General features: G+C 30.0%; 23 protein-coding genes. 17 read left to right on the forward strand and 6 right to left on the reverse strand.

Going from position 1 to position 25,419, the window contains the following annotated elements:
* Nucleotides 1-83 precede the first annotated feature (83 nt).
* Nucleotides 84-2,372, forward strand: coding sequence for a polymorphic toxin type 44 domain-containing protein (locus tag BV55_RS15090; RefSeq protein ID WP_051652415.1), 2,289 nt, complete (start codon nucleotides 84-86; stop codon nucleotides 2,370-2,372).
* A gap of 150 nt (nucleotides 2,373-2,522) precedes the next feature.
* Here the strand turns inward: BV55_RS15090 and BV55_RS15665 are convergent, their stop codons facing one another.
* Nucleotides 2,523-2,663, reverse strand: a complete 141-nt coding sequence (locus BV55_RS15665; protein ID WP_198023196.1) for a hypothetical protein — start codon at nucleotides 2,661-2,663, stop codon at nucleotides 2,523-2,525.
* Between the two features lie 1,229 nt (nucleotides 2,664-3,892).
* On the opposite strand from BV55_RS15665, the gene BV55_RS0105840 reads away from it, so the two are divergent.
* The 10 genes from BV55_RS0105840 to BV55_RS0105885 all read left to right on the forward strand — a co-directional run bounded on the left by BV55_RS0105840 (nucleotide 3,893) and on the right by BV55_RS0105885 (nucleotide 13,570).
* A complete protein-coding gene (locus BV55_RS0105840) occupies nucleotides 3,893-4,723 on the forward strand; it encodes a hypothetical protein (protein WP_029451876.1) in 831 nt (276 codons plus the stop codon).
* 494 nt (nucleotides 4,724-5,217) lie between these two features.
* Nucleotides 5,218-5,406 carry a hypothetical protein gene (locus BV55_RS0105845; protein ID WP_029451878.1) on the forward strand — a complete coding sequence of 63 codons (189 nt, stop codon included), beginning with the start codon at nucleotides 5,218-5,220 and terminating at the stop codon, nucleotides 5,404-5,406.
* Between the two features lie 106 nt (nucleotides 5,407-5,512).
* Nucleotides 5,513-5,701 carry a hypothetical protein gene (locus tag BV55_RS0105850; protein WP_029451880.1) on the forward strand — a complete coding sequence of 63 codons (189 nt, stop codon included), beginning with the start codon at nucleotides 5,513-5,515 and terminating at the stop codon, nucleotides 5,699-5,701.
* A 225-nt stretch (nucleotides 5,702-5,926) separates the two neighbouring features.
* Nucleotides 5,927-7,285: a YjiH family protein gene (locus BV55_RS0105855; protein ID WP_029451881.1), complete on the forward strand. Its 1,359-nt coding sequence runs from the start codon at nucleotides 5,927-5,929 to the stop codon at nucleotides 7,283-7,285.
* 239 nt (nucleotides 7,286-7,524) lie between these two features.
* Nucleotides 7,525-8,226, forward strand: a complete 702-nt coding sequence (locus BV55_RS0105860) for an N-acetylmannosamine-6-phosphate 2-epimerase (RefSeq protein ID WP_341349698.1) — start codon at nucleotides 7,525-7,527, stop codon at nucleotides 8,224-8,226.
* 64 nt (nucleotides 8,227-8,290) lie between these two features.
* Nucleotides 8,291-9,625, forward strand: coding sequence for an ABC transporter substrate-binding protein (locus tag BV55_RS0105865; RefSeq protein ID WP_029451883.1), 1,335 nt, complete (start codon nucleotides 8,291-8,293; stop codon nucleotides 9,623-9,625).
* Between the two features lie 150 nt (nucleotides 9,626-9,775).
* On the forward strand, nucleotides 9,776-10,699 hold the full coding sequence (locus tag BV55_RS0105870) for a carbohydrate ABC transporter permease (protein WP_029451884.1): 924 nt from the start codon (nucleotides 9,776-9,778) through the stop codon (nucleotides 10,697-10,699).
* 52 nt (nucleotides 10,700-10,751) lie between these two features.
* Nucleotides 10,752-11,582: a carbohydrate ABC transporter permease gene (locus tag BV55_RS0105875; protein ID WP_029451886.1), complete on the forward strand. Its 831-nt coding sequence runs from the start codon at nucleotides 10,752-10,754 to the stop codon at nucleotides 11,580-11,582.
* A 100-nt stretch (nucleotides 11,583-11,682) separates the two neighbouring features.
* A complete protein-coding gene (locus BV55_RS0105880; RefSeq protein ID WP_029451888.1) occupies nucleotides 11,683-12,597 on the forward strand; it encodes a dihydrodipicolinate synthase family protein in 915 nt (304 codons plus the stop codon).
* Nucleotides 12,598-12,610: 13 nt separating this feature from the next.
* Nucleotides 12,611-13,570 (forward strand): alpha/beta fold hydrolase, encoded by a 960-nt coding sequence (locus tag BV55_RS0105885; RefSeq protein ID WP_029451889.1) that lies wholly within the window; start codon nucleotides 12,611-12,613, stop codon nucleotides 13,568-13,570.
* 96 nt (nucleotides 13,571-13,666) lie between these two features.
* Here the strand turns inward: BV55_RS0105885 and BV55_RS0105890 are convergent, their stop codons facing one another.
* The 3 genes from BV55_RS0105890 to BV55_RS0105900 all read right to left on the reverse strand — a co-directional run bounded on the left by BV55_RS0105890 (nucleotide 13,667) and on the right by BV55_RS0105900 (nucleotide 15,984).
* A complete protein-coding gene (locus BV55_RS0105890) occupies nucleotides 13,667-14,401 on the reverse strand; it encodes a GntR family transcriptional regulator (RefSeq protein WP_029451890.1) in 735 nt (244 codons plus the stop codon).
* Between the two features lie 176 nt (nucleotides 14,402-14,577).
* Entirely contained in the window at nucleotides 14,578-15,039 is a 462-nt protein-coding gene (locus BV55_RS0105895) for a NanQ anomerase/TabA/YiaL family protein (RefSeq protein WP_029451891.1), read from the reverse strand.
* Between the two features lie 252 nt (nucleotides 15,040-15,291).
* Nucleotides 15,292-15,984 (reverse strand): 5'-methylthioadenosine/adenosylhomocysteine nucleosidase, encoded by a 693-nt coding sequence (locus tag BV55_RS0105900; protein ID WP_029451892.1) that lies wholly within the window; start codon nucleotides 15,982-15,984, stop codon nucleotides 15,292-15,294.
* 217 nt (nucleotides 15,985-16,201) lie between these two features.
* On the opposite strand from BV55_RS0105900, the gene BV55_RS0105905 reads away from it, so the two are divergent.
* Nucleotides 16,202-16,957 (forward strand): tRNA threonylcarbamoyladenosine dehydratase, encoded by a 756-nt coding sequence (locus tag BV55_RS0105905; RefSeq protein WP_029451893.1) that lies wholly within the window; start codon nucleotides 16,202-16,204, stop codon nucleotides 16,955-16,957.
* 79 nt (nucleotides 16,958-17,036) lie between these two features.
* Here BV55_RS0105905 and BV55_RS0105910 read toward each other — a convergent pair whose 3' ends face one another.
* Complete coding sequence (locus tag BV55_RS0105910; protein WP_051652416.1) at nucleotides 17,037-17,708, reverse strand: DUF4230 domain-containing protein; 672 nt, start codon at nucleotides 17,706-17,708, stop codon at nucleotides 17,037-17,039.
* Between the two features lie 210 nt (nucleotides 17,709-17,918).
* Complete coding sequence (locus tag BV55_RS0105915; RefSeq protein WP_029451897.1) at nucleotides 17,919-19,124, reverse strand: class I SAM-dependent methyltransferase; 1,206 nt, start codon at nucleotides 19,122-19,124, stop codon at nucleotides 17,919-17,921.
* A 203-nt stretch (nucleotides 19,125-19,327) separates the two neighbouring features.
* On the opposite strand from BV55_RS0105915, the gene BV55_RS0105920 reads away from it, so the two are divergent.
* The 5 genes from BV55_RS0105920 to BV55_RS0105940 all read left to right on the forward strand — a co-directional run bounded on the left by BV55_RS0105920 (nucleotide 19,328) and on the right by BV55_RS0105940 (nucleotide 25,303).
* Entirely contained in the window at nucleotides 19,328-20,662 is a 1,335-nt protein-coding gene (locus BV55_RS0105920) for a CoA-disulfide reductase (protein ID WP_029451898.1), read from the forward strand.
* Nucleotides 20,663-20,801: 139 nt separating this feature from the next.
* Nucleotides 20,802-21,989, forward strand: coding sequence for an MFS transporter (locus BV55_RS0105925; protein WP_051652417.1), 1,188 nt, complete (start codon nucleotides 20,802-20,804; stop codon nucleotides 21,987-21,989).
* Nucleotides 21,986-22,924, forward strand: coding sequence for a GNAT family N-acetyltransferase (locus tag BV55_RS0105930; RefSeq protein WP_029451900.1), 939 nt, complete (start codon nucleotides 21,986-21,988; stop codon nucleotides 22,922-22,924). Before BV55_RS0105925 ends, BV55_RS0105930 begins: the two co-directional genes overlap by 4 nt.
* 92 nt (nucleotides 22,925-23,016) lie before the next feature.
* On the forward strand, nucleotides 23,017-23,709 hold the full coding sequence (locus BV55_RS0105935; RefSeq protein WP_029451901.1) for an ABC transporter ATP-binding protein: 693 nt from the start codon (nucleotides 23,017-23,019) through the stop codon (nucleotides 23,707-23,709).
* A gap of 1 nt (nucleotide 23,710) precedes the next feature.
* Nucleotides 23,711-25,303, forward strand: a complete 1,593-nt coding sequence (locus BV55_RS0105940) for a putative ABC exporter domain-containing protein (RefSeq protein ID WP_029451902.1) — start codon at nucleotides 23,711-23,713, stop codon at nucleotides 25,301-25,303.
* Nucleotides 25,304-25,419: the final 116 nt, after the last annotated feature.

Genomic DNA, 25,419 nt, shown 5'->3' on the forward strand with positions numbered 1-25,419 from the left:
ATTTCCTTCTCTTTTATAGGTGTAGATTAAATTCAAGCTTGATTTTTAATTTAAAAAATAAAAGATTAATGGAGGTTTTAAAAATGGGGAAATATTATCCAGATGTAAATCCAGGTGAAATAGTACCAGGAGGATTTACCTATCCTAATAATGCTAAGTTACAAGGAGACTTCTTATATTTAAGAGATTCAAACAAGAATATGGTATCAGGTAGGCAGGTTGACGACGGTGATAGCATAACAGTGTTAGATGTTGGTTATAGTCAGCAATTAGCATTAGTTCAATATCCAACATCAGCTGGAGTTAGACAAGGGTATGTTAATAATACACCTTCTGTAATTAAGTATAATAATGCTAATGCATGGGCTAACGGTTCAACCATAGAAATAGTCTATGATGAAAATGGTGGACAGCTCGGATCATTAGATCCATATGAAAAAGCTACTCCTTTGTATAAAAAAGATGGTATGACTCACGTGGTTTACAATACAGATAAAGGATCCAATACTAAATCAGGATATGTTAAATATGAAGGTACAGGTGGTGGTTCTACTTCACCAGGTGGAGAAATAAAACCAGGAGAATTAGTACCAGGAGGATTTACCTATCCTAATAATGCTAAGTTACAAGGAGACTTCTTATACTTAAGAGATGAAAACAAAAATATGGTATCAGGTAGGCAAGTTGACAACGGTGATAGTATAACAGTATTAGATGTAGGTTATACAAAACAATTAGCATTAGTTCAATATCCAACATCAGCTGGTGTTAGACAAGGATATGTTAATAATACACTTTCTGTAATTAAGTATAATGATGCTAATGCATGGGCTAACGGTTCAACCACAGAAATAGTTTATGATGAAAATGGTGGACAGCTCGGATCATTAAGTCCTTATGAATCAGCAACTCCATTATATAAGAAAAATGGAATGACACATGTAGTTTATAACACAGATAAAGGACCAAATACTAAATCAGGATATGTTAAATATGAAGGGGGTTCAGTAACAAAAATAACTATACCTAAACCATCAACATTAGGTGTATCCACAATATCATACGGGAAGAGTGGTAAAGAAAGAGACCTTACTGCTTATAAAATAGGAAATGGAAACAATTCATTAGTAATGGTATGTGAAGTTCATGGATTTGAGGATAACTTCCCTAAAGATGGACTTGAATTAGTTAATATAGGAAATGACTTAATTAGATCACTTGCAAGTAATGGAACAAAAGGATGGTCAGTATATGTAATACCAGCAGCAAATCCAGATGGACTAGCTGAAGGATATACTAATAATGGTCCAGGCAGATGTACTATAGTAGGCGGAGTAGATATAAATAGAGACTTTCCTATAGGATTTACTTCACACGGTACTCCAAGATATTGGACTGGGGATAAACCTCTTAGTGTTAATGAATCTAGCAAGTTAAGTGAATTTATACAAGGTATTAAAAATAAAACTTCAGGGAAAATGGTTGTTATAGACTTACACGGATGGGAAGGAGCAGCCATAGGTAATCCAGAAATAGGACAGTACTTTAGAAATCAATTTGGATTTGAGCAAAGAAGTGGATATGGAGCAGATAGAGGATTCTTAATTGCATGGGCTAAATCAATAGGTGCAGATGCTGCATTAATAGAATTGCCAAGAAATACGCATAGCCATAGTGATGTTATAAATGGAGGCTACTCACAAAAAGTAATAAATGCAGTAAATGGAATACTTTCAAATAATCCAGTTGGACCTACTGTTCTAAAAGAAGGTTCTAGTGGTGACGCTGTTAAAAAGCTACAAGAAGATTTACAAAAATTAGGGTTTTTTGAAGGGGGATGTTCTGGATACTATGATAGTTTAACTGCCTTTTCAGTAAAACAATTTCAATTAAAATATAATATAATAGGAGAAGGTGATGTAGCTGGATATAAAACACTTTTTACTTTACGTGATCTTCTAACTCCTGTAGAGATTACAGATAAACTTAAGTCTTTAATGCAATTATATGAAAAAGAGTTTGTAAAAGCAAGGATAACTGACGTGGATATATTACAAAGATTATATATATTTTATAACTTGGTGAAAAATAGAGGGCCTGCTGATCTTAAAAACTTGCCAGAATGGCGTCATTATCAGTTTATATTTGAAAATGAAGTTATAGATAATGATGCTCCAGGTAATATTCTGTATGGATATGTAGGAAAAGTATTTGGCTTTCAAGATATAACTCTACTTTCAGGCGCTGGATTTGCTCAATGGCGAGCCGGTACATCTAAAAGCGAGTGGGTGAATATTGAATCATGGGGTGATGATCCTAGAGATCAAGCAAGAATTAAGCAGGGTATTAATATATATAGAGATTTACACTAGTTTCTAATTATTAAAAGGTATATACCTAATTAAGAGGATGATTACTGTGTTGAGCAGGGGTCATCTTCTTTAGATTAATTTCTGTAATAATATGCAGAAAAGAAGCATTTATGCAAACAACAATTATATTTCAATTTATTTTTATAAAGTTTATGGATTCTTCTTTATATTACATCTTTCCTTATTTAAATATGTGCCAACTATACTTGATATTAATACGCTCATGCATTGACAAAAGATTACGAATAACCCGAGTATTCCAACTCCATAATCATCTGGATCAGTTTGCATAGGAAAGAGATGAGTACTTTTAATTGAAATTATAAAGAAGTATATTATATAAGGAATAAAAATTAAGGGTATATTCATCCATTTGCCTTCTAAAAAGAAGTAAATTAGGCTTGTATACAGTACTGTTAAGAAAATAATCCCTATACTACTTAATAGTATGATATTATCAGATACTAAATGATAACTTATTAATAGATGGAGATATACTTCTCCAATAATGGCAAAAACAATACTTAATAACTGAGTTATACTAATTTGTTTTAGAATCTTTAAGCATTTATTATTAATGTTATTCATCTCCTTTAACTTATTTCAATAAACATATATTACCATAATTTAAGCTGTTTATAAATAGATAATTATTAAAAAGCAATGAAATGATGTTTTAAATATATAACATCACCTCTTTTGGTGAGGATATAAGGTTTCATTTTTAATACAATAAAAGAAATGAATTGTGATTATGATGAACTCATCAGTTGTTTTAAAAGTTAATAATAGTAATTTAAGAGACTATTATTTATAAAATCATCTTCTTATCTGCATTCTAAGAAATAATAAAAGACTAGGATTTATACTAGAAATTAGTATAAAATATGGACTTATATTATCATTTATTAAGCGTAATTTGGTGTATGAATAAAAAACATTGCTCCAATAGCCCAAAATGATAATAATCCTATGATAATTGTTATTATATTAATAACAATAAACCTTTTAATTTCTTGTTTAGTCTTTATTATTGATATAAAACAAAGACTAAATGTCAATAATGTATAGATAATAAATGAAATTAATCCATTTACCATTCATTTATTACTAGGATACCTAAATATTGGTGTGAAGTTAACTTTACGATTAACCATATCTAATACAAGTAGTATAATAAATCCATAACAGAATGAAATTATCATGCTAACTCTATAAGCTACTTTTTTAATAATAATCCCTCCTCCATAATCATTTGGATCAAGCCGCATAGGAAAAAGATAAGGACTCTTAATAAACATATATTACCACAACGTAAACATTTTATAAATGATTGTTGTTAAATAACACGAAGACAGCGTTTTTAATATATAACACTTTCAAAAGATTATCTGAAAACTTTATTTTAAGATAGTCTCTTTTTTTAGTATTAGAAATAAGGAGACATCTACTCATTTCCTTTATGTAAAGTTAATGTTAAAATAAGGAGAATACTAATTTTAAGGAGTGAAGATTTTAATATGTTTAAAAAGAAAAACAATATAATACTAATATTATTAAGTGTAATAATAACTACCTTTTTTTTAGGATGTACAAAAGTTTCTGAAGCTGAGCCCTCAAACTTTCCGTTAACGAAGGAAGTGGGTAATTATATAATTGATATAGAGTATACTAAATATTTCGGGAATTATTTGCTAACAAAATATTATATAACAACAAAGGATGGTTCAAATATAGAGGACGGAAATGTCTTCCTATCAGCAGCAACTCAAAATGATAATGTTGTTGAATTAAGTTTTGGCCCGCAAGAAATATCATCAAAAAAAATAGCTAATGATAAATTAGAAGTTGTTCAAAAATATATTATTGCAGGAAGGAAGGAAAAAAGTGATCAAATAAAAATAGAATATTTATTAACTGGAGATATAAAGTTTAAATTATCAAGTCCGTTAAATAAAAGTACGAATGGATATGAATATATCCATAAAAAGATTTCATTGGATGGTTTGGATTTTACAATTGAAAGTTTAGGAAACTTTGAATTTGGTTCTTTAATTGATTTTTATATTGAGGATACAAAAAATTCAGATACCTATGATATTAGAGAAAAATATAATTTAAAGCTAATATCAGGAAACTATATTAATGCATACGAACTTAAAGCTTTAATAGCTTTTCCACCTAAAGAACTAGGCGAACTAGAAGATTATGATTATAATAGGGATTCGAAATATGTTCAATTCTATGCTGGAAATTTATTATATAATCCTGAAGATGTTGATATAAATAATATGCAAATATATTTAGTTGACAAAGAAACTCAAAATGAAACTTTGATATATTCAAAATAAACTTTGAAAAGGCCTTTACAAGACAAATATATAATTAGTTATATAATAAGAACCATTTGAAATACCTATCATAATATAAGAGTATATATATATTATCTTAATTTTAATAAATCATGTTCTAGAATTATTTGTATTCAAAGATGATAAAAATAAAAAAATATAGCCATGTTTCATATTTAATTATTTAATTATTTAATGGTACCATGATTTTAATGGAAGATTAATTCAAAGGACAAGTTATTAAATGAAAGATAAAAACCTTTAAATAAATGCATTAAAGTGTTCAGAGGAAATAAGCATGTCTAAGACATATTTATTTCCTCTATTTTTATATTCATATTTATATTTATAGTTAAGAATAATACATGATCTAAATCTATTTAACTACAAGGAGCTATTTTTGGTTAGCATTAAATAGATGTTTTCTATATACATATAAACTTTTAATATGGGTAAGATAGAAATATTCACATTACTTTTATAGAGGTGTTTTTATGAGAAAAGATGAACTTAAAAGTGTTATCGGTGAAAATTGCCCTGGTTATGAACCAACATATGGATTATCTCTTATGAGCATGGGAGGACACCTTTCTCCTAGCTGCGATAATTGTTCTAACTTTGTTAGAGGTAAGTGCTTTAAAGGCTTATATGATCCTATAAAAAATATGATTAACAATAATTAAGCCTGTGGAGTTCAAAAGATAACAAGTTAAAGATTTAAATTTACTATTATATTTATTGGTTATCTTTTGAAGAGGCTTAAGTCTTAAAGAAGAAAGGAGACTCTTAATGGGTAATATGATGCAAATGATGCATGTAGCAAATTGTTGTCCTGGATACGAAGCTACAATAAGTAATGTAGAATCTAATATGGGATTAGAAAATAGCAAAAGCTGCTCTAATTGCAATCACTGGCAGGATAAAAGGTGTAATATTAATTTGTTTGATTCGGTTTTAATATCATTAGATCAAACGTAACTTAACATTTAATAAGATGGATTATAATTTTAAAACTTTAAAATTATAATCCATTATTTATAAAAGGTGAATTATTTCAAAATAAATTAAGGTTATTAGGTATTATAATAACTGGTAATGAATATTTATACACAAATAGGTTGATTTTTTTATAATTATGCATTATCATTTGTTAGTAAATTAAAAGTATCAAATGGAACTATAAATTATAAAAGGAGAGAGATAATGGAAAGTAAAACCCCAGTAAATTCAAACAAGAGCAGCTATTTTAAATTTTTAATACCCTCAATAATGGGAATAATATTATTTATGACACCTTTAAGTTTAGGTGGTGAAATTACCATACCTGTAGCTTTTTTTGCTAAGGTTATAATGAATAAGTTATCAGAGATATTACCGGCTATAACTTTAGGGTTAATAGTTATTAGTCTTATAGGCACATTAGTTACAAAAATATTTAAACCTAAGAGCATAAAAGAAAATACTTATCTAAAAGGTCTTTTTGATGTAGATATTATCTGGACTATAGCAAGGATATTGGGTGGTATTTTAGTTATATCATCATACTTTAAAATAGGACCTGAATTTTTGTGGTCAGAAAATACGGGAGGGTTATTACTTTATAGTTTGCTCCCAATTTTATTTTCAGTATTTTTATTTGCAGGACTATTACTTCCACTTATTTTAGATTTTGGATTACTAGAGTTTTTTGGGTCTTTACTTACTAAGGTTATGAGACCAATTTTCTCTTTACCAGGGAGATCTGCTATAGATTGTATAACATCATGGCTTGGGGATGGAACTATAGGAGTACTTCTTACAAGCAAACAATATGAAGAAGGATACTATTCAGAAAGAGAAGCGGCTGTAATAGGTACAAGCTTTTCAGCAGTATCTATAACTTTTAGTTTAGTTGTTATAGCTCAAGTTAATTTAGCACATTTATTTCTACCCTTTTATTTAACAGTAACTCTTGCAGGGGTAGTGGCTGCTATAATAACTCCTCGGATACCACCACTATCAAGAAAATCTGATAATTATTATGGCGGGGTAAATAATAATGGTAGTGAAGAAATACCAAAAGGATATACTTCATTTAAATGGGGATTAGAAAAGGCTGTAGATAGAGCTGGACAAAATAACAGCCCAAAGAAATTTTTTGTGGATGGAGCTAAAAATGTTTTAGATATGTGGATTGGTGTAACACCTATGGTAATGGCATTTGGAACAATTGCACTTATAATAGCAGAGTATACTCCTATATTTCAATGGTTAGGTATGCCCTTTATACCAGTTTTAAAGCTCTTACAAATACCAGAGGCTACAGCAGCATCTCAAACTCTTATAGTAGGATTTGCAGATATGTTTTTACCTTCAGTATTAGCGGCTACTATTCAAAGTGATATGACTAGATTTATAATTGCAACTGTATCAGTAACTCAGCTTATATATATGTCAGAGGTGGGTGGACTTTTACTTGGGTCAAAGATACCTGTAAACTTTAAAGAGTTATTTATAATATTTATAGAAAGAACTCTTATTACATTACCAGTAGTATCAATAATAGCACATATTATATTTTAAATAATAATGGATAGAAAGCTTTTAAAGGAGACTTTAAGAGCTTTTTTTGTTAATAACTTTTATTTTAATAGAGTTTAACACAATACTTGTCTATATAACTTCATATATTGTCTAGACAACATTAACATTTATATAGACAAGAGTACAATCAGTTGATATAATAATATTGTAATAAAAGATAAAGCAAGATTTAAGGTAAAGGTTTGCAGTATAGTTTAATGTTGTGTTCGGGGGTAGAAATGATGATAAGTTCAATGGAAACACTTAATAAGATAAAGGGCGGAATTATAGTCTCTTGCCAAGCTTTAGAGGATGAGCCTCTTCATAGTGTTAGTATTATGACACGTATGGCAAAGGCCGCACTCATTGGCGGAGCAGTAGGAATTAGAGCAAATTCTCCAGAAGATTGTGCAAGCATTAAAGAAAATGTTGATTTACCGTTAATAGCAATTTATAAAAGGGTATATGGCTCTAGTAATGTTTATATTACACCTACCATAGAGGAGGTTAAAAAGTTACTTCCTATTAAACCACAGATAATTGCAGTTGATGCTACTAAAAGAGAAAGACCAGATGGAAAAAGTCTTAAAGAGTTTTTCTTAGAAATAAGGAAAATATATGATGGGATGATAATGGCTGATATATCTTCTTATGACGAAGCTATAGAAGCTGAAAATATAGGCTTTGATATAGTTTCTACTACATTAAGCGGATATACAGATTACACTCTTGATAGATTTAAGCCAGATATTGAATTAATTAAAGACTTAAAAAAGGTTTTAAAGGTGCCAATAATTGCTGAAGGAAACGTTGAGACACCAAGTCTTGCAGCAAAGTGTTTGGAATCTGGTGCTTGGGCTGTAGTAGTTGGAGGTGCAATAACAAGGCCACAATTAATAACTAAAAAGTTTGTAGATTCAGTAAAGAAGGTCCATATATAAAAGATATTATATTGTTTCATAGAAAATAATAATAATATAAAACAAAAATTAGGGGGGTTTAGAAATGAAGAAAACTAAATTAATAACATTAATCCTAGCACTTTCAGTTACTGCATCTGCTTTTATTGGATGCTCAAAAAGTGAAACAGGAGATGCTGGAAAGGCGTCTTCAGATAAAGCTGTAGAAATAACTTGGTGGAACTATCCAAACTATGCGCCTATAGATAATACCCCAGGAAAGTATGAACAAAAGATAATTGAGAATTTTAATAAAAAGTATCCAAACATAAAGGTTAATGTAGAAATGATGGATTTTGCTAGTGGTCCTCAAAAGCTTAACACAGCAATTGCTTCTAATTCAGCTCCAGACTTAGTTTATGACTATCCAGGAAGAATAATAGACTATGCAAGAAATGGTGTAATGGCAGAACTTGATAGTATGTTTACAGATTCATTTAAATCAGATGTGCCAGAAAAGATATTAGATGCATGTAAGCTTGATGGTAAGTACTACATGTATCCAATTAATACTACACCAAATATGATGGCATTTAACAAAACAATGTTAGAAAAAGCTGGACTTTTGGACATGCTTCCATTAGACAGAGAAGATAGAACTTGGACAAATGATGAGTATATTGCACTTTTAAAAGCAATTAAAGAAAAGGTACCAGGAGTAGTTCCAAGTGCTATGTATGCTAAATCTAGTGCTGGAGATCAAGGAACCAGACCATATATAGCTAATATGGGTGGCGGACAAATAATATCTCCTGACTTAAAAGAATACGTTATGAATGATCCAAATGAAGCTAAGGCTCTTAAATGGATTGTTGATTCAACAAAAGAAGGACTTACTTTAAAAGGTGGAGAAGCTCTTACATCTAATGATATGATTGATATGTTTTTACAACAAAAGATAGCAGTATCAATTCTATATTCACCAGTATTAAAGAAAACAAGTGAAGCAAAGAAAACTGAGCCTTTTGAAGAAGTATTTGTTCCATATCCAACACCAAGTATTGAACAAAAACCTTTTCTTGAAGCTTTCGTTGGAGGAATAGGGATTTTTGATAATAAAGATCCAGATAAGATAGAAGCGGCTAAAAAGCTTGTAGACTTTATAGCTAATGACGAAGCTACATTTAAAGAAAATTTAGTATCCACTGGAGGATTTTCAGTTAAATCATCAGTAACTGGATTATACAAGGATCCAGAATCAGTATATTGTGAAGGCATGATTAAATATTTAGGAACTTATTACAATGCAGTACCAGGTTTCTCTGAAATGAGAACGTTTTGGTTCCCAACTCTTCAAGAGGTATTAATTGAAAAAAGTGAACCACAAGAAGCTTTAGATCAATTTGTTAAAGATTCAAATGCTACTTTAACAAAAAAATAGTCCCAAGTAGTATGGGGTGGGTAAGACCGCTTCATACTATTTTAATAAGATATGAATATGAAATCTAGTTTGATTTTAGATTAATCAAACTTTACATAAGATTTAACTTAAAGACTTTTAGCTATTAATAATTTTAGTGGAGGTGTTTACATGGGTAATGTAAATCATACCAAGGTTAATATAAAAGATAAGAAAAAAATAAGTAAAAAGAACTTAAAAGAATGGGGATATGCCTATCTTTTTCTTCTACCTATGTTAGTTTTTTTTATAACCTTTGTTGTATATCCAATGATTAAGGGTGTTTACATAAGCTTTTTTGATTACTCTCTTAGGAATTTTAAGTTTATAGGCCTTGAAAACTATAAAAGTTTAGTACATGATAAGATATTTTTAAAATCTTTAGGAAATACGCTACTTATAGTTTTGGCAAATGTACCTCTTGTAATGCTTTTATCATTATTTGTATCTGTGGTTATATATAAAAAGTCACCTAAAATTAGATCTTTTTTTAGAGGTGTGTTTTATCTTCCAACTGTAGCTTCAGTTGTAAGTATAACAGTAGTTTGGGGATGGATATTCCACCCAAGTTATGGTATATTAAATTATTTAATTTCAAAAATTGGAGTTGAGCCAAAGGGATGGCTAGGTGATCCAAAGCATGCATTAATTTGTATAATAATAGTTTTAGTAACCTTATCTGTAGGTCAGCCAATAATTTTATATGTTGCTGCCCTTGGAAATGTCCCAACCTCTTACCTAGAAGCAGCTGAAGTGGATGGAGCTACACCTTTTGAGATATTTAGAAAGGTAACTTGGCCATTGTTAATGCCAACTACATTATATATTGTAATAATTACAACAATAAATTCCTTCCAGTGTTTTTCAATAATTCAGCTTTTAACCTCAGGAGGACCAGCTTATTCTACATCAACTATAATGTATATGGTTTATGAAAGAGCATTTACTCTTAATAAGTATGGTTTAGCATCAGCTATGGGAGTTATTCTTGCTATTATAATAATGATTATATCAGTTGTGCAGTTTAAGTTCTTTGGAGAAGAAGTTGATTATTAAATAGGTATATACATTTTTAATACTATTATTAATATAGTGAGGTGGAATTTTTATGAATAAAAGAAAGAAGTTATCTACACGCAATATAGTTTTCATTGTACTAATTATTATATTAGCTATAATTTTTATATTTCCATTTTATTGGATTGTAACTGGTGCTTTTAAGCCTCAAAATGTAACAATTCAAATACCCCCACAGTGGATACCAAAAAACCCTACTTTAGAAAACTTTAAATCTCTTTCAAAATCTCCACTTTTAAGATGGACATTTAATAGCTTTTTTATAGCATTTTGTACTATGGTAGTAGTATGTTTAACTGCAACTATGTCAGGATATGCACTTGCTAAAAAGAGATTTCCAGGTAGGAATATAATATTCTGGTCATTAATTGTTGCAATGGCTTTACCTAAACAAGTAGTTATGATACCACTATTTACAATACTATCTAAGTTAAATTGGATAAATACATACAAAGCGCTTGTACTTCCTGCGGCAGGTTGGCCATTTGGAGTATTTCTTATGAAACAATTTTCCCAGGGGGTTCCAGGAGAATTAATTGAAGCAGCCAAAATCGATGGTTGTTCTGAATTTGGAATCTTCTTTAAGATAGTCCTTCCGCTTGTTAAGCCAGGAGTAGGTGCTCTTGCAATATTTACATTTATAAGTTCTTGGAATGATTATTTTATGCAACTTATAATAATTAGAAGTTCTAAAATGATGACATTACCACTTGGAGTAGCACTACTTCAACAAGAGTTCACAACAAATTATGGAGTTATTATGGCAGGTGCTGCTTTAGCTTCATTACCAATGATAATTATATTTATTTGTTTCCAAAAATACTTTACACAAGGTATAACAATGGGAGCTATAAAAGGTTAGTATAGCTAAAAGTTTACATTTTAAGGTACTACTAAATTATTTTAAATTATATATAGAAATATAAATTATACAGATACAATAAGAAAGGGATGTAAAAGTTATGAATTTTAATAAAGAAGACTTAAAGGGAATATTTGTTGCATTTTATGCATGCTTTGATAATGATAATAATATCAGTGAAGAGGCTACCAAAAAGCTAGCTAGATTTTACGCAAATAAGGGCGTTAAGGGACTTTATGTAGGGGGAAGCTCAGGAGAAGGATTCCTTCTTACAGTAGAGGAAAGGAAAAAAATGCTAGAGGCTGTAATGGCTGAGGTAGGATCTGAATTAAAGATTATAGTTCACGTAGGGGCAGCAGCAACTAGAGATAGTATTGAGCTTTCAAAACATGCGAAGAAGGTTGGTGCTTATGCACTTTCAGCAGTTCCTAATGTATATTATAAAGTACCTGAAAGAAGTATAGAACTTCATTGGAAGAGTATAATGGATAGTGCAGATCTTCCATTTATTATATACAACATACCACAAACTACAGGCTATGATCTTTCAATTAATTTATTAAAAAGGATGTTATCTTATCCTAATGTAGTAGGTATAAAAAACAGTAGCATGAGTACTTATGACATACAAAAGTTTAAAGCAATTGGTGGTAAAGATTTATTAGTATTTAATGGACCTGATGAACAATATATATCAGGAAGGATAATGGGAGCTGACTCTGGAATAGGCGGAACCTATGGAGTAATGCCAGAATTATTTTTAAAGGCTGAAGAGTATTTTTCAAAAGGTAATATAGAAAAGGCTCAAGAAGTTCAATTTGCTATAAATGATATAATTGGTGACTTACTTTCATTCCCATCACTTTATGGAGTCGCAAAAGAAATAGTTAAATTAAGGGGAATAGATATCGGAACTACAAGACTTCCTTTAGAACCTGTAGATAAAGAAGATTTCCCTAAAGTGAAAGAGCTTTATGAAAAGATAATGAATACAATAGAAAAGTTTTCTGCATAAGGGAGAGATGAACATGCCAATGCTAGATATGCCCATTGAAGAATTACATAAGTATAAAGGTACCAATCCTTGTCCTAAGGATTTTGATAGGTACTGGGAGGAAGCTTTAAAAGAACTAGATTCTATAGACCCAATGGTAGAATTTATTTTAAGTGATTTTAAGGCTCCCTATGCAGATTGTTTTGACATGTATTTTACTGGGGTTAGAGGAGCTCGTATACATGCTAAATGTTTAAAACCAAAGAATTCATCACAAAAACATCCTGCATTAATTATGTTCCATGGATATAGAGGTGACTCTGGAGATTGGATGGATAAACTACCTTATGTAGCTATGGGATTCACTGTAGTTGCCATGGATTGCAGAGGACAAGGTGGATTATCTGAGGACACAGGAAACGTTAAAGGACCTACTTATGGAGGTCATATAATTAGAGGACTTCAGGGGGAACCTGAGGATCTTCTATTTAGAAATATATTTTTAGATACCGCTCAAATTGCAAGAATTGTAATGGATATGGAAGGTGTTGATAGCAAAAGGGTAGGTGTAACTGGCTACTCTCAAGGTGGAGCATTAACTATTGCCTGCGCCGCTTTAGAGCCAAGGATAAATAAAATTGCTCCTGTATATCCTTTTTTAAGCGATTATAAAAGGGTTTGGCAAATGGATCTTGCAAAAGATGCTTATGAAGAATTAAACTACTATTTTAGATTCTTTGATCCTCTTCATAAAAAGGAAGATGAAGTGTTTAATAAACTAGGGTATATAGATGTAAAAAACTTAGCAAAGTTTATAAAAAGTGAGGTATTATTTACTGCAACTTTATTAGATAACATTTGCCCACCGTCTACACAATTTGCTATTTACAATAATGTGATTAGTAAAAAGCAGTTAAGAATATATAATGACTTTGGACATGAAAACTTACCAGAAACTAATGATGCAATTTTTAAATTTATGAGTGAACTTTAAACAAAAGAGCTATCCCTCTACCATCCTTCAAGGAAAGATGGTAGAGGGATAGCTCTTAACGTTAGTTTAAACCTATTTAAGTGGTGAAGTTTATTATTAGTTATGATTTTTATTAAATAAGGTCATATTAAAAGTGTATCTATCTGGATGGTATATGGTTTTTGTACATTCAACAGGTCTATCATTTTCATCAAAAAGCACCCTAATGGATAAAAGGCCAAAAGCTTTGGATTTCCCAGTTAATAATTCGGCTTCTTTTTTATTCATTCCGATTGCTTTGAATTTTTGTTTTATATAACCTATTTGTAAGTTATACTCACTTTTCAAAAGGTCGTATAATGAACATTGGACCATATTATATTTTATAAGACCAGGGAAAAACTTTACAGGAATATAGCAGTATTCTATAGCCATAGGCTCATTATCTGCAAGTCTTAGCCTATTTAAAAAGTATACCTCTTCTCCTTGGTTTAACTTCAGCCTTTTGCTTATGTCATCTTCAGGAATAATTTTTTTAAATTCAATAACATCACTGCCAGGTACAAGACCACGACTTATCATATCTTCAGAAAAACCTTGTATTTCAAATTCCTTCTCAATTATCTTTTTTGAAACCAAAGCACCCTTACCTCTAATTTTATAAAGGATACCTTCATTCACAAGATTTGATATAGCTTGCCTTACAGTCATTCGGCTTACGCCAAAAAGTTCTGTAAACTCTCTTTCCGTTGGTAGTGAGCTCCCAGGTGGATACATATTAGTGTTTATTTGATTTTTAATATATTCTTCTAATTGGACATATCTTGGTGTAGTTGAATTTTTATCAATCATAGTTTACCTCCAAGTAAATTAAATTCTAAGGTTTAATTATACAAAGTGTAGGGGCCATATGTTTATAGGTATCATGTAAATTAGGAAATGATTTTTATCCCATGGCCACCGTCCGTAACACCCCTATCCTCTTCAAGGTGGGGGATGACGGCTGCTACGCCCCTGGATAAGTTATTCTAAGAATCACTTGATATAAGCACTTTAACTACAATCTTTTTAACGTTAAGACAATCTTCAAGCCTTATTCCAGGTTTATGTGCATCCTCAGGCATGAATATAAAAAATGAATTTTCTTTTGCAGTTAGGATGTCTGAAGGTCCCTTAAGTAACTGATAGTCAGACTCTTCATCATATTCTTTTGATATATGTAAGTCTTTTATGTTTGCATAGGCTATTGATTCTTTTCCCCTTACTATAAATTGTAGGTCTATGTATCTTTTATGAGATTCTAATTCATATTCAGAAATATCACTTGGTTCGTATTGTTGGACAAGGGCAAATACCTTATCTTCTAATATATCATATCTACCAACAGGAATGTTCCTTATATCTTCTTTTTTTAGAAAGTTTAAAGCTTCCTTTATCTCAGGGCTTATGCCATAATAAAGTTCCGCATTTTCAATTAAATCTATTATCATTATAATTCCTCCAATGCACTTTTTAACTAAACATATTATTTCTTTAATTAACTTATTTTCATATTAGCATATAAACTTCATTATTATATTGTTAATAATATAATTATAACCCATGATGAAACTATTGTATATACAAATATAAACATTGTATAGACAGGCATATTAAGGCCTCAAAAGTTAAAACACCTTAAAGAAATAATCTATAAGGTGTTTTTTTATAAAGTAGATTTTAAGTTTAATGTGAAGCTTTTATTATAAAGACTTTATTATTTGTTTTAACATATTTGTAGAGTTTTCTACGGCTATAAGTTTAAACTTTTCATAATCCATCTGGGCTCCATTATTTGCATTATCTGAAATAGATCTTATTACTACGAAGGGAATAGAATTTAGGTAGCATACATGTGCTATACTAGCGCCTTCCATTTCGCAGGCAAGGGCCCCAAACTCTTCTTTTAGCCACATTATCTTTTTAGTGTCAGCAATAAACTGGTCTCCGCTTACGATTCTTCCTATAAATGTTTTGTGATTTGTTATTTCCTTTGAGGATTCACGAGCTAAATTTACTAAACCTTTGTCGCATTTAAAGTCAAAGGTATCTAGTCTTGGTATTTGGCCTATTCTATCTCCAAACATTGTAGTATCCACATCATGTTGTACTAAGGACTCTCCAATCACTATATCTCCAGGATAAATGTCTTCACCAATTCCTCCTGCAATACCAACATTAATTATTTTATCTACATTATAATATGTAATTAATATTTGAGCACATATTGCCGAGTTTACCTTACCTATGCCACATACTACAGCTACAATCTTATTTCCGAAGATAGTACCATAATTAAATTCCATATTTGCCTTACATACCTTACTTGCAAGGTTCATATCCTTTAATAATATTTCAAGCTCTTCGCTCATTGCTGCTATTATTCCTATTGTCATATTATACCCTCCATCAATTTATAAATTTGATATATAATAATTATAAGGCAGATTTAAGTATTTGTGAACTAAAGATAGATATACTGTAGTAAATTTAGTTTCATTATAATATAATAAAAAGGTATCTAAGCTTTAAATATAACTTAAAGCTTGGATGTTTTTGATTTTAATAAGGTTTTAACTAAACTTTTAATATATTTTTAAAGGGGATAAATACATGGCAAAACATTCAATGTCAAGGACAGAGCTTTTAATTGGAGAAGAATCTTTAAACAAGATTAAAAATAAAAAGGTAGTGATTTTAGGTATAGGAGGGGTAGGAAGTTTTGCTGTTGAAGCTCTTGTAAGAGGGGGAATCGGAAAGCTCGTACTTGTAGATGATGATATTATATGCATTACAAATTTAAATAGGCAGATACATGCAACTTACAAAACCGTAGGAAGGGCTAAAGTTGATGTAATGAAAGAAAGAATACTTGAAATTAATCCAGATTGTGAAGTTACGGCACTTAGAACATATATAGATTCTAATAATATGGATAAGATAATAACAAAAGACGTGGATTATGTTATAGATGCCATAGATAGCATAACATCTAAAATCCAAGTTGCTATTTGGTGTGAAAATAATAATAAAAAGCTAATAAGTTCTATGGGTACAGGTAATAAATTAGATCCAACAGAATTTAAGGTAGCTGATATATATGATACAAAGATTTGTCCATTATGTAGAGTTATGAGAAAAGAACTTAGAAGAAAGGGCGTTAAGCACCTTAAGGTAGTATATTCAGTAGAAGAGGTGTTAAAGCCAGCAGTGGATGAATCTATAATAGATAAAAAGGAATCTGTATCTGAAAGAGATTCATCTAAGATGTGGGCAGGTAAAAGGCAAGTCCCAGGGAGTATATCTTTTGTACCACCTGTTGCAGGTATGATAATAGCAGGAGAGGTTATAAAAGATATGATAAAATAGTTATTCTAAGATTAACAAAAATATTTTGAAATATAAAAGCAGCCTAATCTAACCATTTGGTTTAGAAAAGGCTGCTATATTATTCTTCAAATTTTACGTTTATTATATAATTATTCTTAGTATCTTCTGAAAAAAGAGATTGTACAAATTTAGATATGGATACTTCTGAATTTTTCACAGCATCCTCATAAATTTCTCCTGAAGATAATTTTTCTTTCATGCCATTTTTGGCTTCAGTCATCATTACTTCATATTCTTCAGGGGTTAGTTTTACCTCTCCAAATCTGAATATTCCTTTTTCTGGAGTCTCATATATAGTTTTTTCTTCATCAATATTTATTGACTTTATATAAGGTTTAGGTACGGTTAGAGTTAATTTATTTCCATTTATAGAGATAGAATCTTTAGTTATATTTGAAAGGTTAACTACAAATATGCCTCTTCCATAAAAATATATGTGTTGAATCTTTTTGAATGTGATAGCACTTCCCCAACTATCGTCGATAGATGTCTTCTGATTTAGTTCTACTTCAGTGGTTATCATTTCTTGTTTTTGTACTATATTTTGTATTAAGGCTTCCTCTGTGAAAAATTTGTGAGAGGTGTCCTTTAAATTGGGCACTACCCATTGCTTGGTTTCCTTTTTAGGGGCTGCCCAAAGCTTATAGGCACCATAAAATCCTAGAGATGTAAATATTACAGCTAGGATAGTTAGTGTTATTATTCTATTTTTAAAATTAAATCTTCTCATTTATTATATCCCCCAAGGTTAATTTTATCCGATGGCTACCATCCGTAACACCCCTATCCTCTTCAAGGTGGGGGATGACGGCTGCTACACCCCTTTATAAGTTCTTCTAAGACTCAGATGGAGAGATGTATTCCTTATAAGCAAACTCCACCTGAGTCTAAGAATCACTTGATAAGTAAAAAAAGGTAAAGTGTTTTTACTTATAAAGATTTAGTCACTAAGCCAGGATTCATTTGTCATTTTAAAAAGGGCTGGCTTTGCACCTAGTGATTTCATGAGACTTTCGTAATCGTCCATAATACTTTGCCTTTCGTCTCCGGTCTTTAAGGCTCTTATCATTAAGTTTTTAGGCGTTTCTAGTGGTGATATATATTCTACTACAGAAACATCATAGCCTTTTGCCTCAAGGAACATGGACCTCATGCCATCTGTTAGCACATCTGCCATTCTAGATTTTAATAGGCCATATTTTAAAATGTGTTTAAAGGGTTCATAGCTATACTGATTTAATAGCTCTCTATGGCAACAAGGAACAGCAATTATTACATCTGATTTTACTCTTATTCCAAAAGCTAAAGCCATATCTGTAGCAGTATCACAGGCATGCAATGATATAACTACATTAATGTTTCTGTCAGGTACATAATCCTTTATATCAGATGCTATAAATTTCATATTTCTATAACCTAGATGGTCAGCCATAGCTTTTGAGGATTTAATAACCCCTTTTGAATAGTCAAGTCCAATAAAGAAACATTTTCTTTTTTTAACCTCTGTTAAGTAGTAGTTTAAAACAAAGGTAAGATAAGACTTACCACATCCACAATCTAAAATATTTATTGTATTGTCTTCTGGTAAGGTGTCTAATATTCCTTCTAGCAGTTCTACGTATCGATCTATTTGATTATATTTCCTAATTTTATCATTTTTAATTTTACCATCTTTAGTCATGATTCCTATTTCTTTTAAAAGGTCATCAGCTTTTCCAACCTTTATATAGTAATCTCTGTTTAGTAATGTAGAGGTTTCATTTATATGACCTAAGTTTCCTTCTTGTGAATTGTCATTATTTAAGGATTCTTCTTCATTTACCTCTTTGTTTGTCATTTTTACATTTTTATTGTCACCAGTGATTAATATATGAGAGCCTCTTTCTATATAGGATATGGTTACTGAATCATATTTAGAAAGATCCTCACAAAGCTCATTAAATAAAGAACTTATTGATAATATTTGTGTTTTACCTGAAAAGTTATATTTTATATTACCTTCTTCATAGGTACCTATACCTTTAAATTCTTTAAGTCCATCCTTAAAGTTAATGTGTAGAGATTTAAAGATACTTTTATTTTCTGAAAATCTATTTTCAAGGCCCATAAGGAATAATTTTATCTTATTTATATTTTGTTTATTCATAATCGTAATCCTTTCTAAAAAAAACTTATAAAATAATATAATCACATTATATATGAAATATCAACATAGATGGTGATTTTTGAAACATTTAATAGTATATGAATTTATTATTAATAATAAGTATTTAATAGTAATAAAGATGAATTGTTATAGGGTAACCTGTATAATATATATAACTATATTAAAATAGAAGAGGTGATCTAATGAGTAAATTAGTAGTAATAGGAGGAGTAGCTGCTGGAATGAGTGCTGCTTCAAAGGCTAAAAGAGTAGATCCTAATATGGAAATAGTAGTTTTTGAAAAGGGTAATTTCGTATCCTATGGTGCATGTGGGTTGCCATACTTTGTATCAGGTCTAAATGATGATTATAAAAAGTTAATTGCAAGAACCCCAGAGGAATTTCAAGAGTCTGGTATAAAGGTTAAGTTAAGGCATGAGGTTTTAAGTATAGATAGCATGGAAAAGGTAGTTAAAATAAGAGACTTAGATAATAATAGGGAGTTTGAAGAAAGCTTTGATAAGTTACTCATTGCAACGGGAGCTAGCCCAATAAAGCCTAAAATTAAAAATGCGGATATTAAAAATGTATTTACATTAAAAACTATTGAAGATGCTATAGAAATGAAAGAAATAGCAAATAAAGAGCAGGTTAAAAATGTTGTAATTGTAGGCGGCGGATATATAAGCATGGAAATTGCTGAAAGCATGGTCTATTTAAATAAAAATGTAAGGATAATAGAGAAAAATCATAGGATGTTGTCGAACTTTGACGAAGAGATAAGTGAAAAGGTAGAAGAGGAATTAAAGAGAAATCATGTAAAAATGAACTATGGGGAAAATGTAGAGGAATTAATAGGAGAAACATCCGTATCTTCTGTAAAAACTGATAAGGGTACTTACGATGCTGATATGGTTATAATTGCTATAGGTGTAATTCCAAATACTGAGTTTCTTAAAGGATCTGGAATCAACCTTGGAATAAAAGGTTCTGTTATTATAGATAGAGAAGGCATGACTAATATAAGAGATATATATGCAGCAGGAGATTGCGCTGAAATATATCATAAATTGCTAGAAAAGAATGTCTATATAGCATTAGCAACCACAGCAAATAAAATGGGTAGATTAATAGGTGAAAATGTAACAGGGTCTCATGAAAGGTTTGTTGGAACACTAGGTAGTTCAGCTATTAAGATTTTAGACATAGATGTAGCTAGAACTGGTATTACTGAAGCAGAAGCTAAATCTTATGGATATGACTATCAAACGGTTTTTGTAAAAGCAAATACTCATCCTGGATATTATCCTGATTCTACACCTCTTTATATTAAGCTTGTATACGAGAAAAAGGATAAAAAAATATTAGGAGTACAAATTGTAGGAGAAAAGGGAGTAGCATTAAGGATAGATGTATTTGCAGCAGCTATTCATAATAATATGACAACTAAAGAGCTTGGTATGTTAGATTTATGTTATGCACCACCTTTTGCAGGAGTATGGGATGCTATCCATATAGCAGCCAATGCAGCAAAGTAAGATAATATATATAAAAAAAGCAGTTAGTTTAAACTAATTGCTTTTTTATTACAATAATTTAACATTAGATAATTGAATTCACCTAAAATTTAATATATATTTATATCTGTATAGACAATACAATGAATGAGGTGGGCTTGTGGATAAAAGAAATAGAAATAATAATATAACAGCATTAATTTTTATGTTTATGATTATGATACTAGCTGCGGTGTCTGAAAATACTAGGGGGGTTTTTATACCAGGCTTTAAAGAAAACTTTTCTGTAAATGATACTAAAATAGGTTTTATGCTCACAATGGGGTCAATAGGATATATAGCCTTCACTTATTTAGGAGGAGCACTTTCAGAAAAGATAGGACAAAGAAAAGTAATTAATATAGGAATTTTAGTTATGATATTATCTTTAGTAATATTATCTTTTAGTAAAGATTACAAAGTATTTATAATAGGGATGGTATTAATAAATTCTGGATTAGCCCTTACAAGTATAGCTATAAATACTATAGTTCCTATAATGTTTGTATCAATGCAGACGTTAATAATGAACTTAGTACACTTTTCTTATGGACTAGGATCATCTCTAGGTCAGTGGGGGTCAGGAAAGTTAATGTTTAAAGGAGTAAGCTGGAGAAGTATATACCTTGCTGTAGCCATGGCATATGGACTAATGTTAATAGCTGCACGGTTTATTAAAATTCCAGATATACATAATGAAGAAAAAGAAGCTAGCATATCTTTAACTAAAGCTTTATCAAATAAGGTGGTTATATTCTACATATTAGCTTTAGGGTTTTATATTTTCGCGGAGGTTGGTACAGGTAATTGGTTTGTTAATTATATGGAAACCAGTTTTGATTTTGACGAAAATAAAAGTTCAATATATATTTCAATGTTTTTTGCAGTATTTACAGTGGGGAGGCTTCTTGGAGGATTTGTAGTAGAAAAGTTTGGATATATAGATGTAGTTCTTAAATCCCTTATTATAGGGCTTATTATATATATAGTAGGTATTTTACTTGGAGAAAAGGGTGTAGGGGTTATTTCAATTGCAGGATTATTTCTTTCCATAGCATTCCCAACCATAGTAGGAACTTTAAGCAAGGTTTTTAAGGGTAATAGTTCTTATATAACTGGTGTAATTATAACCTTTGCTACCAGTATAAACATGGTGTTAAACCTATTAATTGGAATAGCCAATGATAATTTAGGAACTAGAATAGCTTTTTATTTAATCCCACTAAGTTTATTAATATCTATCATATTTTTAGTTTTAGTACACAAAGAAACTAAAGATGTTTTACAAGATAAGGGGTTGAAAATATGAATGATAAAGAAATGGTAATTATAGAAAAGGTTAATTTTAAAGAAGAATACCTTATAAAAGATAATATAGGTATAAGTTTAGGCAGATTTTTTATAATAGATAAAAGCTTATTAAATAAGACATGCATTATAAGGCTAAACTTTTACAAAGAAGAAATGGAATCCTTATTACTAAGATCTTTAAAGCTTATTTTAGAGTTCTTTTTAAAGTCGGATGATGTGCATAAGTTAAATATAATTATAAATGAAGATGTTAATCCAAAGCCATTTGTAGATCTGGGGTTTACATTAGAAGGGATACTACAAAACAAAACTACAACTAACACTAAAATTAAGGATGAATTCATCTTTGGTATAAATTCTTATAGTTACATAAATCAAATATCTAAAAATATATTCATGTTAAAGGGAAAAAGGGTTATATTAAAATTACTAACACCTGAAGACTATAAGGATGTGCTAGATTATAACATTAGAAACAAGGAACATCTACAAAGATTTGAACATTTAAAGGATCAAAGTTTTTATACAAAAGAGGTTCAAAAAGGTATATTAATAGATAGCTATAAGCAATATTTAAATGGAACATCCTTGTCTCTTGGAATTTATAATGAAGGTTCCTTTATAGGAAAGATACAGCTTTCTAACATTGTTCAAGGTATATTTAAAAGTGCATTTTTAGGCTACTCTATAGATAAAGAATTTGAAGGAAGAGGGTTTATGAAAGAATCTGTAGTTAAAGTAATAAACTATGCATTTAGGGACATGGAACTTCATAGAATAGAAGCCTCCACCTTAGTAGATAATTATAGATCAAGAGCAGTTCTTAAATCTTCAGGATTTCAGGAAATTGGATTAAATAAAGATTACTTATATATAAATGGACAGTGGAAAGATCATATAAGCTTTTTTAAGATAAATAAAGAGCTTTATTAAAAGTATCGATAAAGTATGTGTAACCGTAATGTAATAAATTTAAAGTCTTAATGTGATATAATTTATTATATTAATTTTTAGGGGATGATGATTTGATTGAAGTAAGAGGACTCACTAAAAAATATCACAAAGAAGTTGCTGTGGATAACTTGGACTTACTGGTAAATAAGGGCGAGATTGCAGTTTTAGTAGGCCCTAATGGAGCAGGTAAAAGCACGACTATAAAGGCTATAGCAGCACTTTTAAATTATGAAGGCGAAATTTTATTAGATGGATTTAATAATAAAAGTGTAGAAGCGAAATCTATACTAGGATATATACCAGAGATGCCAGCTCTCTTTCCCCTTTTAACAATTGAGGAGCATCTACATTATATTGCTAAAGCTTATGGACTTAAAGATTATGAGGAGTATATGGAAAAGCTTCTTAAACTTCTTAATCTTGATGATAAAAGAGATAAGCTCGGCGGCGAACTTTCAAAAGGAATGCAACAAAAGGTATCAATATGTTGCGCTATTTTGCATAAGCCTAAGATAATATTGTTTGATGAGCCTATGATAGGTCTTGATCCTATGGCCATAAAAGAAGTTAAAATAATAATGAAAGAACTTAGAGATAATGGGGCTTCACTTCTAGTTTCTACCCATTTACTTGATTCCATGGAAGGTCTTTGGGATAGAATACTCATAATGAAAAAGGGTAAAGGTATCTTCTCTAAAAACCGATGTGAATTAAAAGAAGGTGAAAAGCTTGAAGAAATATTCTTTGAGATAATGGGGGAATAATATGAAATCACTTTTATATTTAATAAAATGTAATATAAAGAACTTTATAAAAAAGGCAATACGAAAGCCATTAGCATTAATATTGTACAGTGTATTTATTATATTTATAATTGCTTCTATTATTTTCGGAAATAAAGGGTCTAGCAGTACTGAAATGGATGCTAACGTTATATTCATTTTAGTTAATTCAATTATATTAATAACGCTTTTGGTTAATATAAATAGTGGGCTTTCAAAAAAGATAGGCCTAAACTTTTCAATGAGTGATGTAAATTTAATATTCACAGCCCCTTTTAAGCCTCAAAAGGTATTAATATATGGGCTAATCAGAACATCAGGTAGCACATTATTATCTGTGTTTTTTCTATTATACCAATTACCTAACCTAGTGAGGATGACAAAAATTTCAATATCACAGGGTGTGTTACTTATATTTATGTATATACTTGTTATATTTGTTTGTAAGATAATTGGACTTTTATTCTTTTATATATCATTTAAATATGAAGGTATATATCATAATAAAAATAAGATAATTATGGCCCTTATCATAAGTATACTTATTCCAACAATTTATATATGTATAAAGGATACTTCTCAAATAGTAAATAACTTGGTTGGATACTTTTCAAATGACTTTTGGAGATACATTCCTATAGTAGGATGGATGGATACATTTATTATGATTATATTTGAAGGTTTAAGTATTTACTTCTTTATAAGTGTAGTGGCTTTATTAGCATTAAGCGGTGGCATTATATACTACATATATAATCATGAAATTTATTTTTATGAAAATGCTATAGAAGGCGCTCAAAAGTTAGAATTAGCAACTTCTTTAAGAAATAAGTCTACACAGAAAGAAGCTTTAAGAGAAAAGAATAGTAATAAAAAGTATAGGTTTATTAAGAAAAAGATGAAAGTGAATTTTAAAAGAGAATTTTCTTTGGCTATTTTTGATAGACATATGTTGGAGTACAGAAGAACAGGTATCTTCCACGTATTTAACATTTTATCATTAATTATATTAGCATCATCTATTTTTGTAGGGTTAATCTTTAAAAAGAGTAGTGAACTTCCTATTATCTTAATTTATACATGGGGACTTGGCGTATTATTACTCTTTGCATCATTAGGTGGAAAATGGCTTCAAGAGACAGAAAATCATTATATTTATTTAATCCCGGATTCTAGTAGCAAGAAGTTATTTTCAGCTATGATATCTTCTTTATATAAATCAGGCTTAGACTTGTTTATAGCATATATAGTATTAGCGGTTTTATTAAGAGGATCTATACTAGAGATAGTATTAGGATTTATAGCTGCTGAAAGCTTTATTCTTTTGAATAATGCAGGTAATGCTTTTAATACTGTTATATTTAGAAAGTTAGATGATATTTTAAGGGGAGTACTACATTTGTTTTCTTTAATTATATATTTGATACCAACTATACTTATAACTATTTTAATATCAGGGACTTTATCATATCTAGGTAATTACTCAGTGTATATAGGAATAATAATAACTAATGTATTTATTTCCTTCTTAATGTTTCAAATAGGTAAAAGAGTATTTGAGGTAATGGAAAATTAGAAAGTTGTAATTTAGTATTTAATATCAATTATAGTAGAAGTAATAGTAATAATTATAATAGAATGTGTTTTAAGGTGGTGTTTTAATTTAAAACACCACCTTATTTTGCAATAAAT

The organism is Clostridium algidicarnis (assembly GCF_000703125.1).
GTDB classification, from domain to species: Bacteria; Bacillota; Clostridia; order Clostridiales; family Clostridiaceae; genus Clostridium_L; species Clostridium_L algidicarnis.

Bases quoted from the DNA above. Each gene is read 5' to 3' on its own strand.
- BV55_RS15090 (WP_051652415.1), top strand. From the start codon at position 84: ATGGGGAAATATTATCCAGATGTAAATCCAGGTGAAATAGTACCAGGA.
- BV55_RS15665 (WP_198023196.1), bottom strand. From the start codon at position 2,663: ATGCAAACTGATCCAGATGATTATGGAGTTGGAATACTCGGGTTATTC.
- BV55_RS0105840 (WP_029451876.1), top strand. From the start codon at position 3,893: ATGTTTAAAAAGAAAAACAATATAATACTAATATTATTAAGTGTAATA.
- BV55_RS0105845 (WP_029451878.1), top strand. From the start codon at position 5,218: ATGAGAAAAGATGAACTTAAAAGTGTTATCGGTGAAAATTGCCCTGGT.
- BV55_RS0105850 (WP_029451880.1), top strand. From the start codon at position 5,513: ATGGGTAATATGATGCAAATGATGCATGTAGCAAATTGTTGTCCTGGA.
- BV55_RS0105855 (WP_029451881.1), top strand. From the start codon at position 5,927: ATGGAAAGTAAAACCCCAGTAAATTCAAACAAGAGCAGCTATTTTAAA.
- BV55_RS0105860 (WP_341349698.1), top strand. From the start codon at position 7,525: ATGATGATAAGTTCAATGGAAACACTTAATAAGATAAAGGGCGGAATT.
- BV55_RS0105865 (WP_029451883.1), top strand. From the start codon at position 8,291: ATGAAGAAAACTAAATTAATAACATTAATCCTAGCACTTTCAGTTACT.
- BV55_RS0105870 (WP_029451884.1), top strand. From the start codon at position 9,776: ATGGGTAATGTAAATCATACCAAGGTTAATATAAAAGATAAGAAAAAA.
- BV55_RS0105875 (WP_029451886.1), top strand. From the start codon at position 10,752: ATGAATAAAAGAAAGAAGTTATCTACACGCAATATAGTTTTCATTGTA.
- BV55_RS0105880 (WP_029451888.1), top strand. From the start codon at position 11,683: ATGAATTTTAATAAAGAAGACTTAAAGGGAATATTTGTTGCATTTTAT.
- BV55_RS0105885 (WP_029451889.1), top strand. From the start codon at position 12,611: ATGCCAATGCTAGATATGCCCATTGAAGAATTACATAAGTATAAAGGT.
- BV55_RS0105890 (WP_029451890.1), bottom strand. From the start codon at position 14,401: ATGATTGATAAAAATTCAACTACACCAAGATATGTCCAATTAGAAGAA.
- BV55_RS0105895 (WP_029451891.1), bottom strand. From the start codon at position 15,039: ATGATAATAGATTTAATTGAAAATGCGGAACTTTATTATGGCATAAGC.
- BV55_RS0105900 (WP_029451892.1), bottom strand. From the start codon at position 15,984: ATGACAATAGGAATAATAGCAGCAATGAGCGAAGAGCTTGAAATATTA.
- BV55_RS0105905 (WP_029451893.1), top strand. From the start codon at position 16,202: ATGGCAAAACATTCAATGTCAAGGACAGAGCTTTTAATTGGAGAAGAA.
- BV55_RS0105910 (WP_051652416.1), bottom strand. From the start codon at position 17,708: ATGAGAAGATTTAATTTTAAAAATAGAATAATAACACTAACTATCCTA.
- BV55_RS0105915 (WP_029451897.1), bottom strand. From the start codon at position 19,124: ATGAATAAACAAAATATAAATAAGATAAAATTATTCCTTATGGGCCTT.
- BV55_RS0105920 (WP_029451898.1), top strand. From the start codon at position 19,328: ATGAGTAAATTAGTAGTAATAGGAGGAGTAGCTGCTGGAATGAGTGCT.
- BV55_RS0105930 (WP_029451900.1), top strand. From the start codon at position 21,986: ATGAATGATAAAGAAATGGTAATTATAGAAAAGGTTAATTTTAAAGAA.
- BV55_RS0105940 (WP_029451902.1), top strand. From the start codon at position 23,711: ATGAAATCACTTTTATATTTAATAAAATGTAATATAAAGAACTTTATA.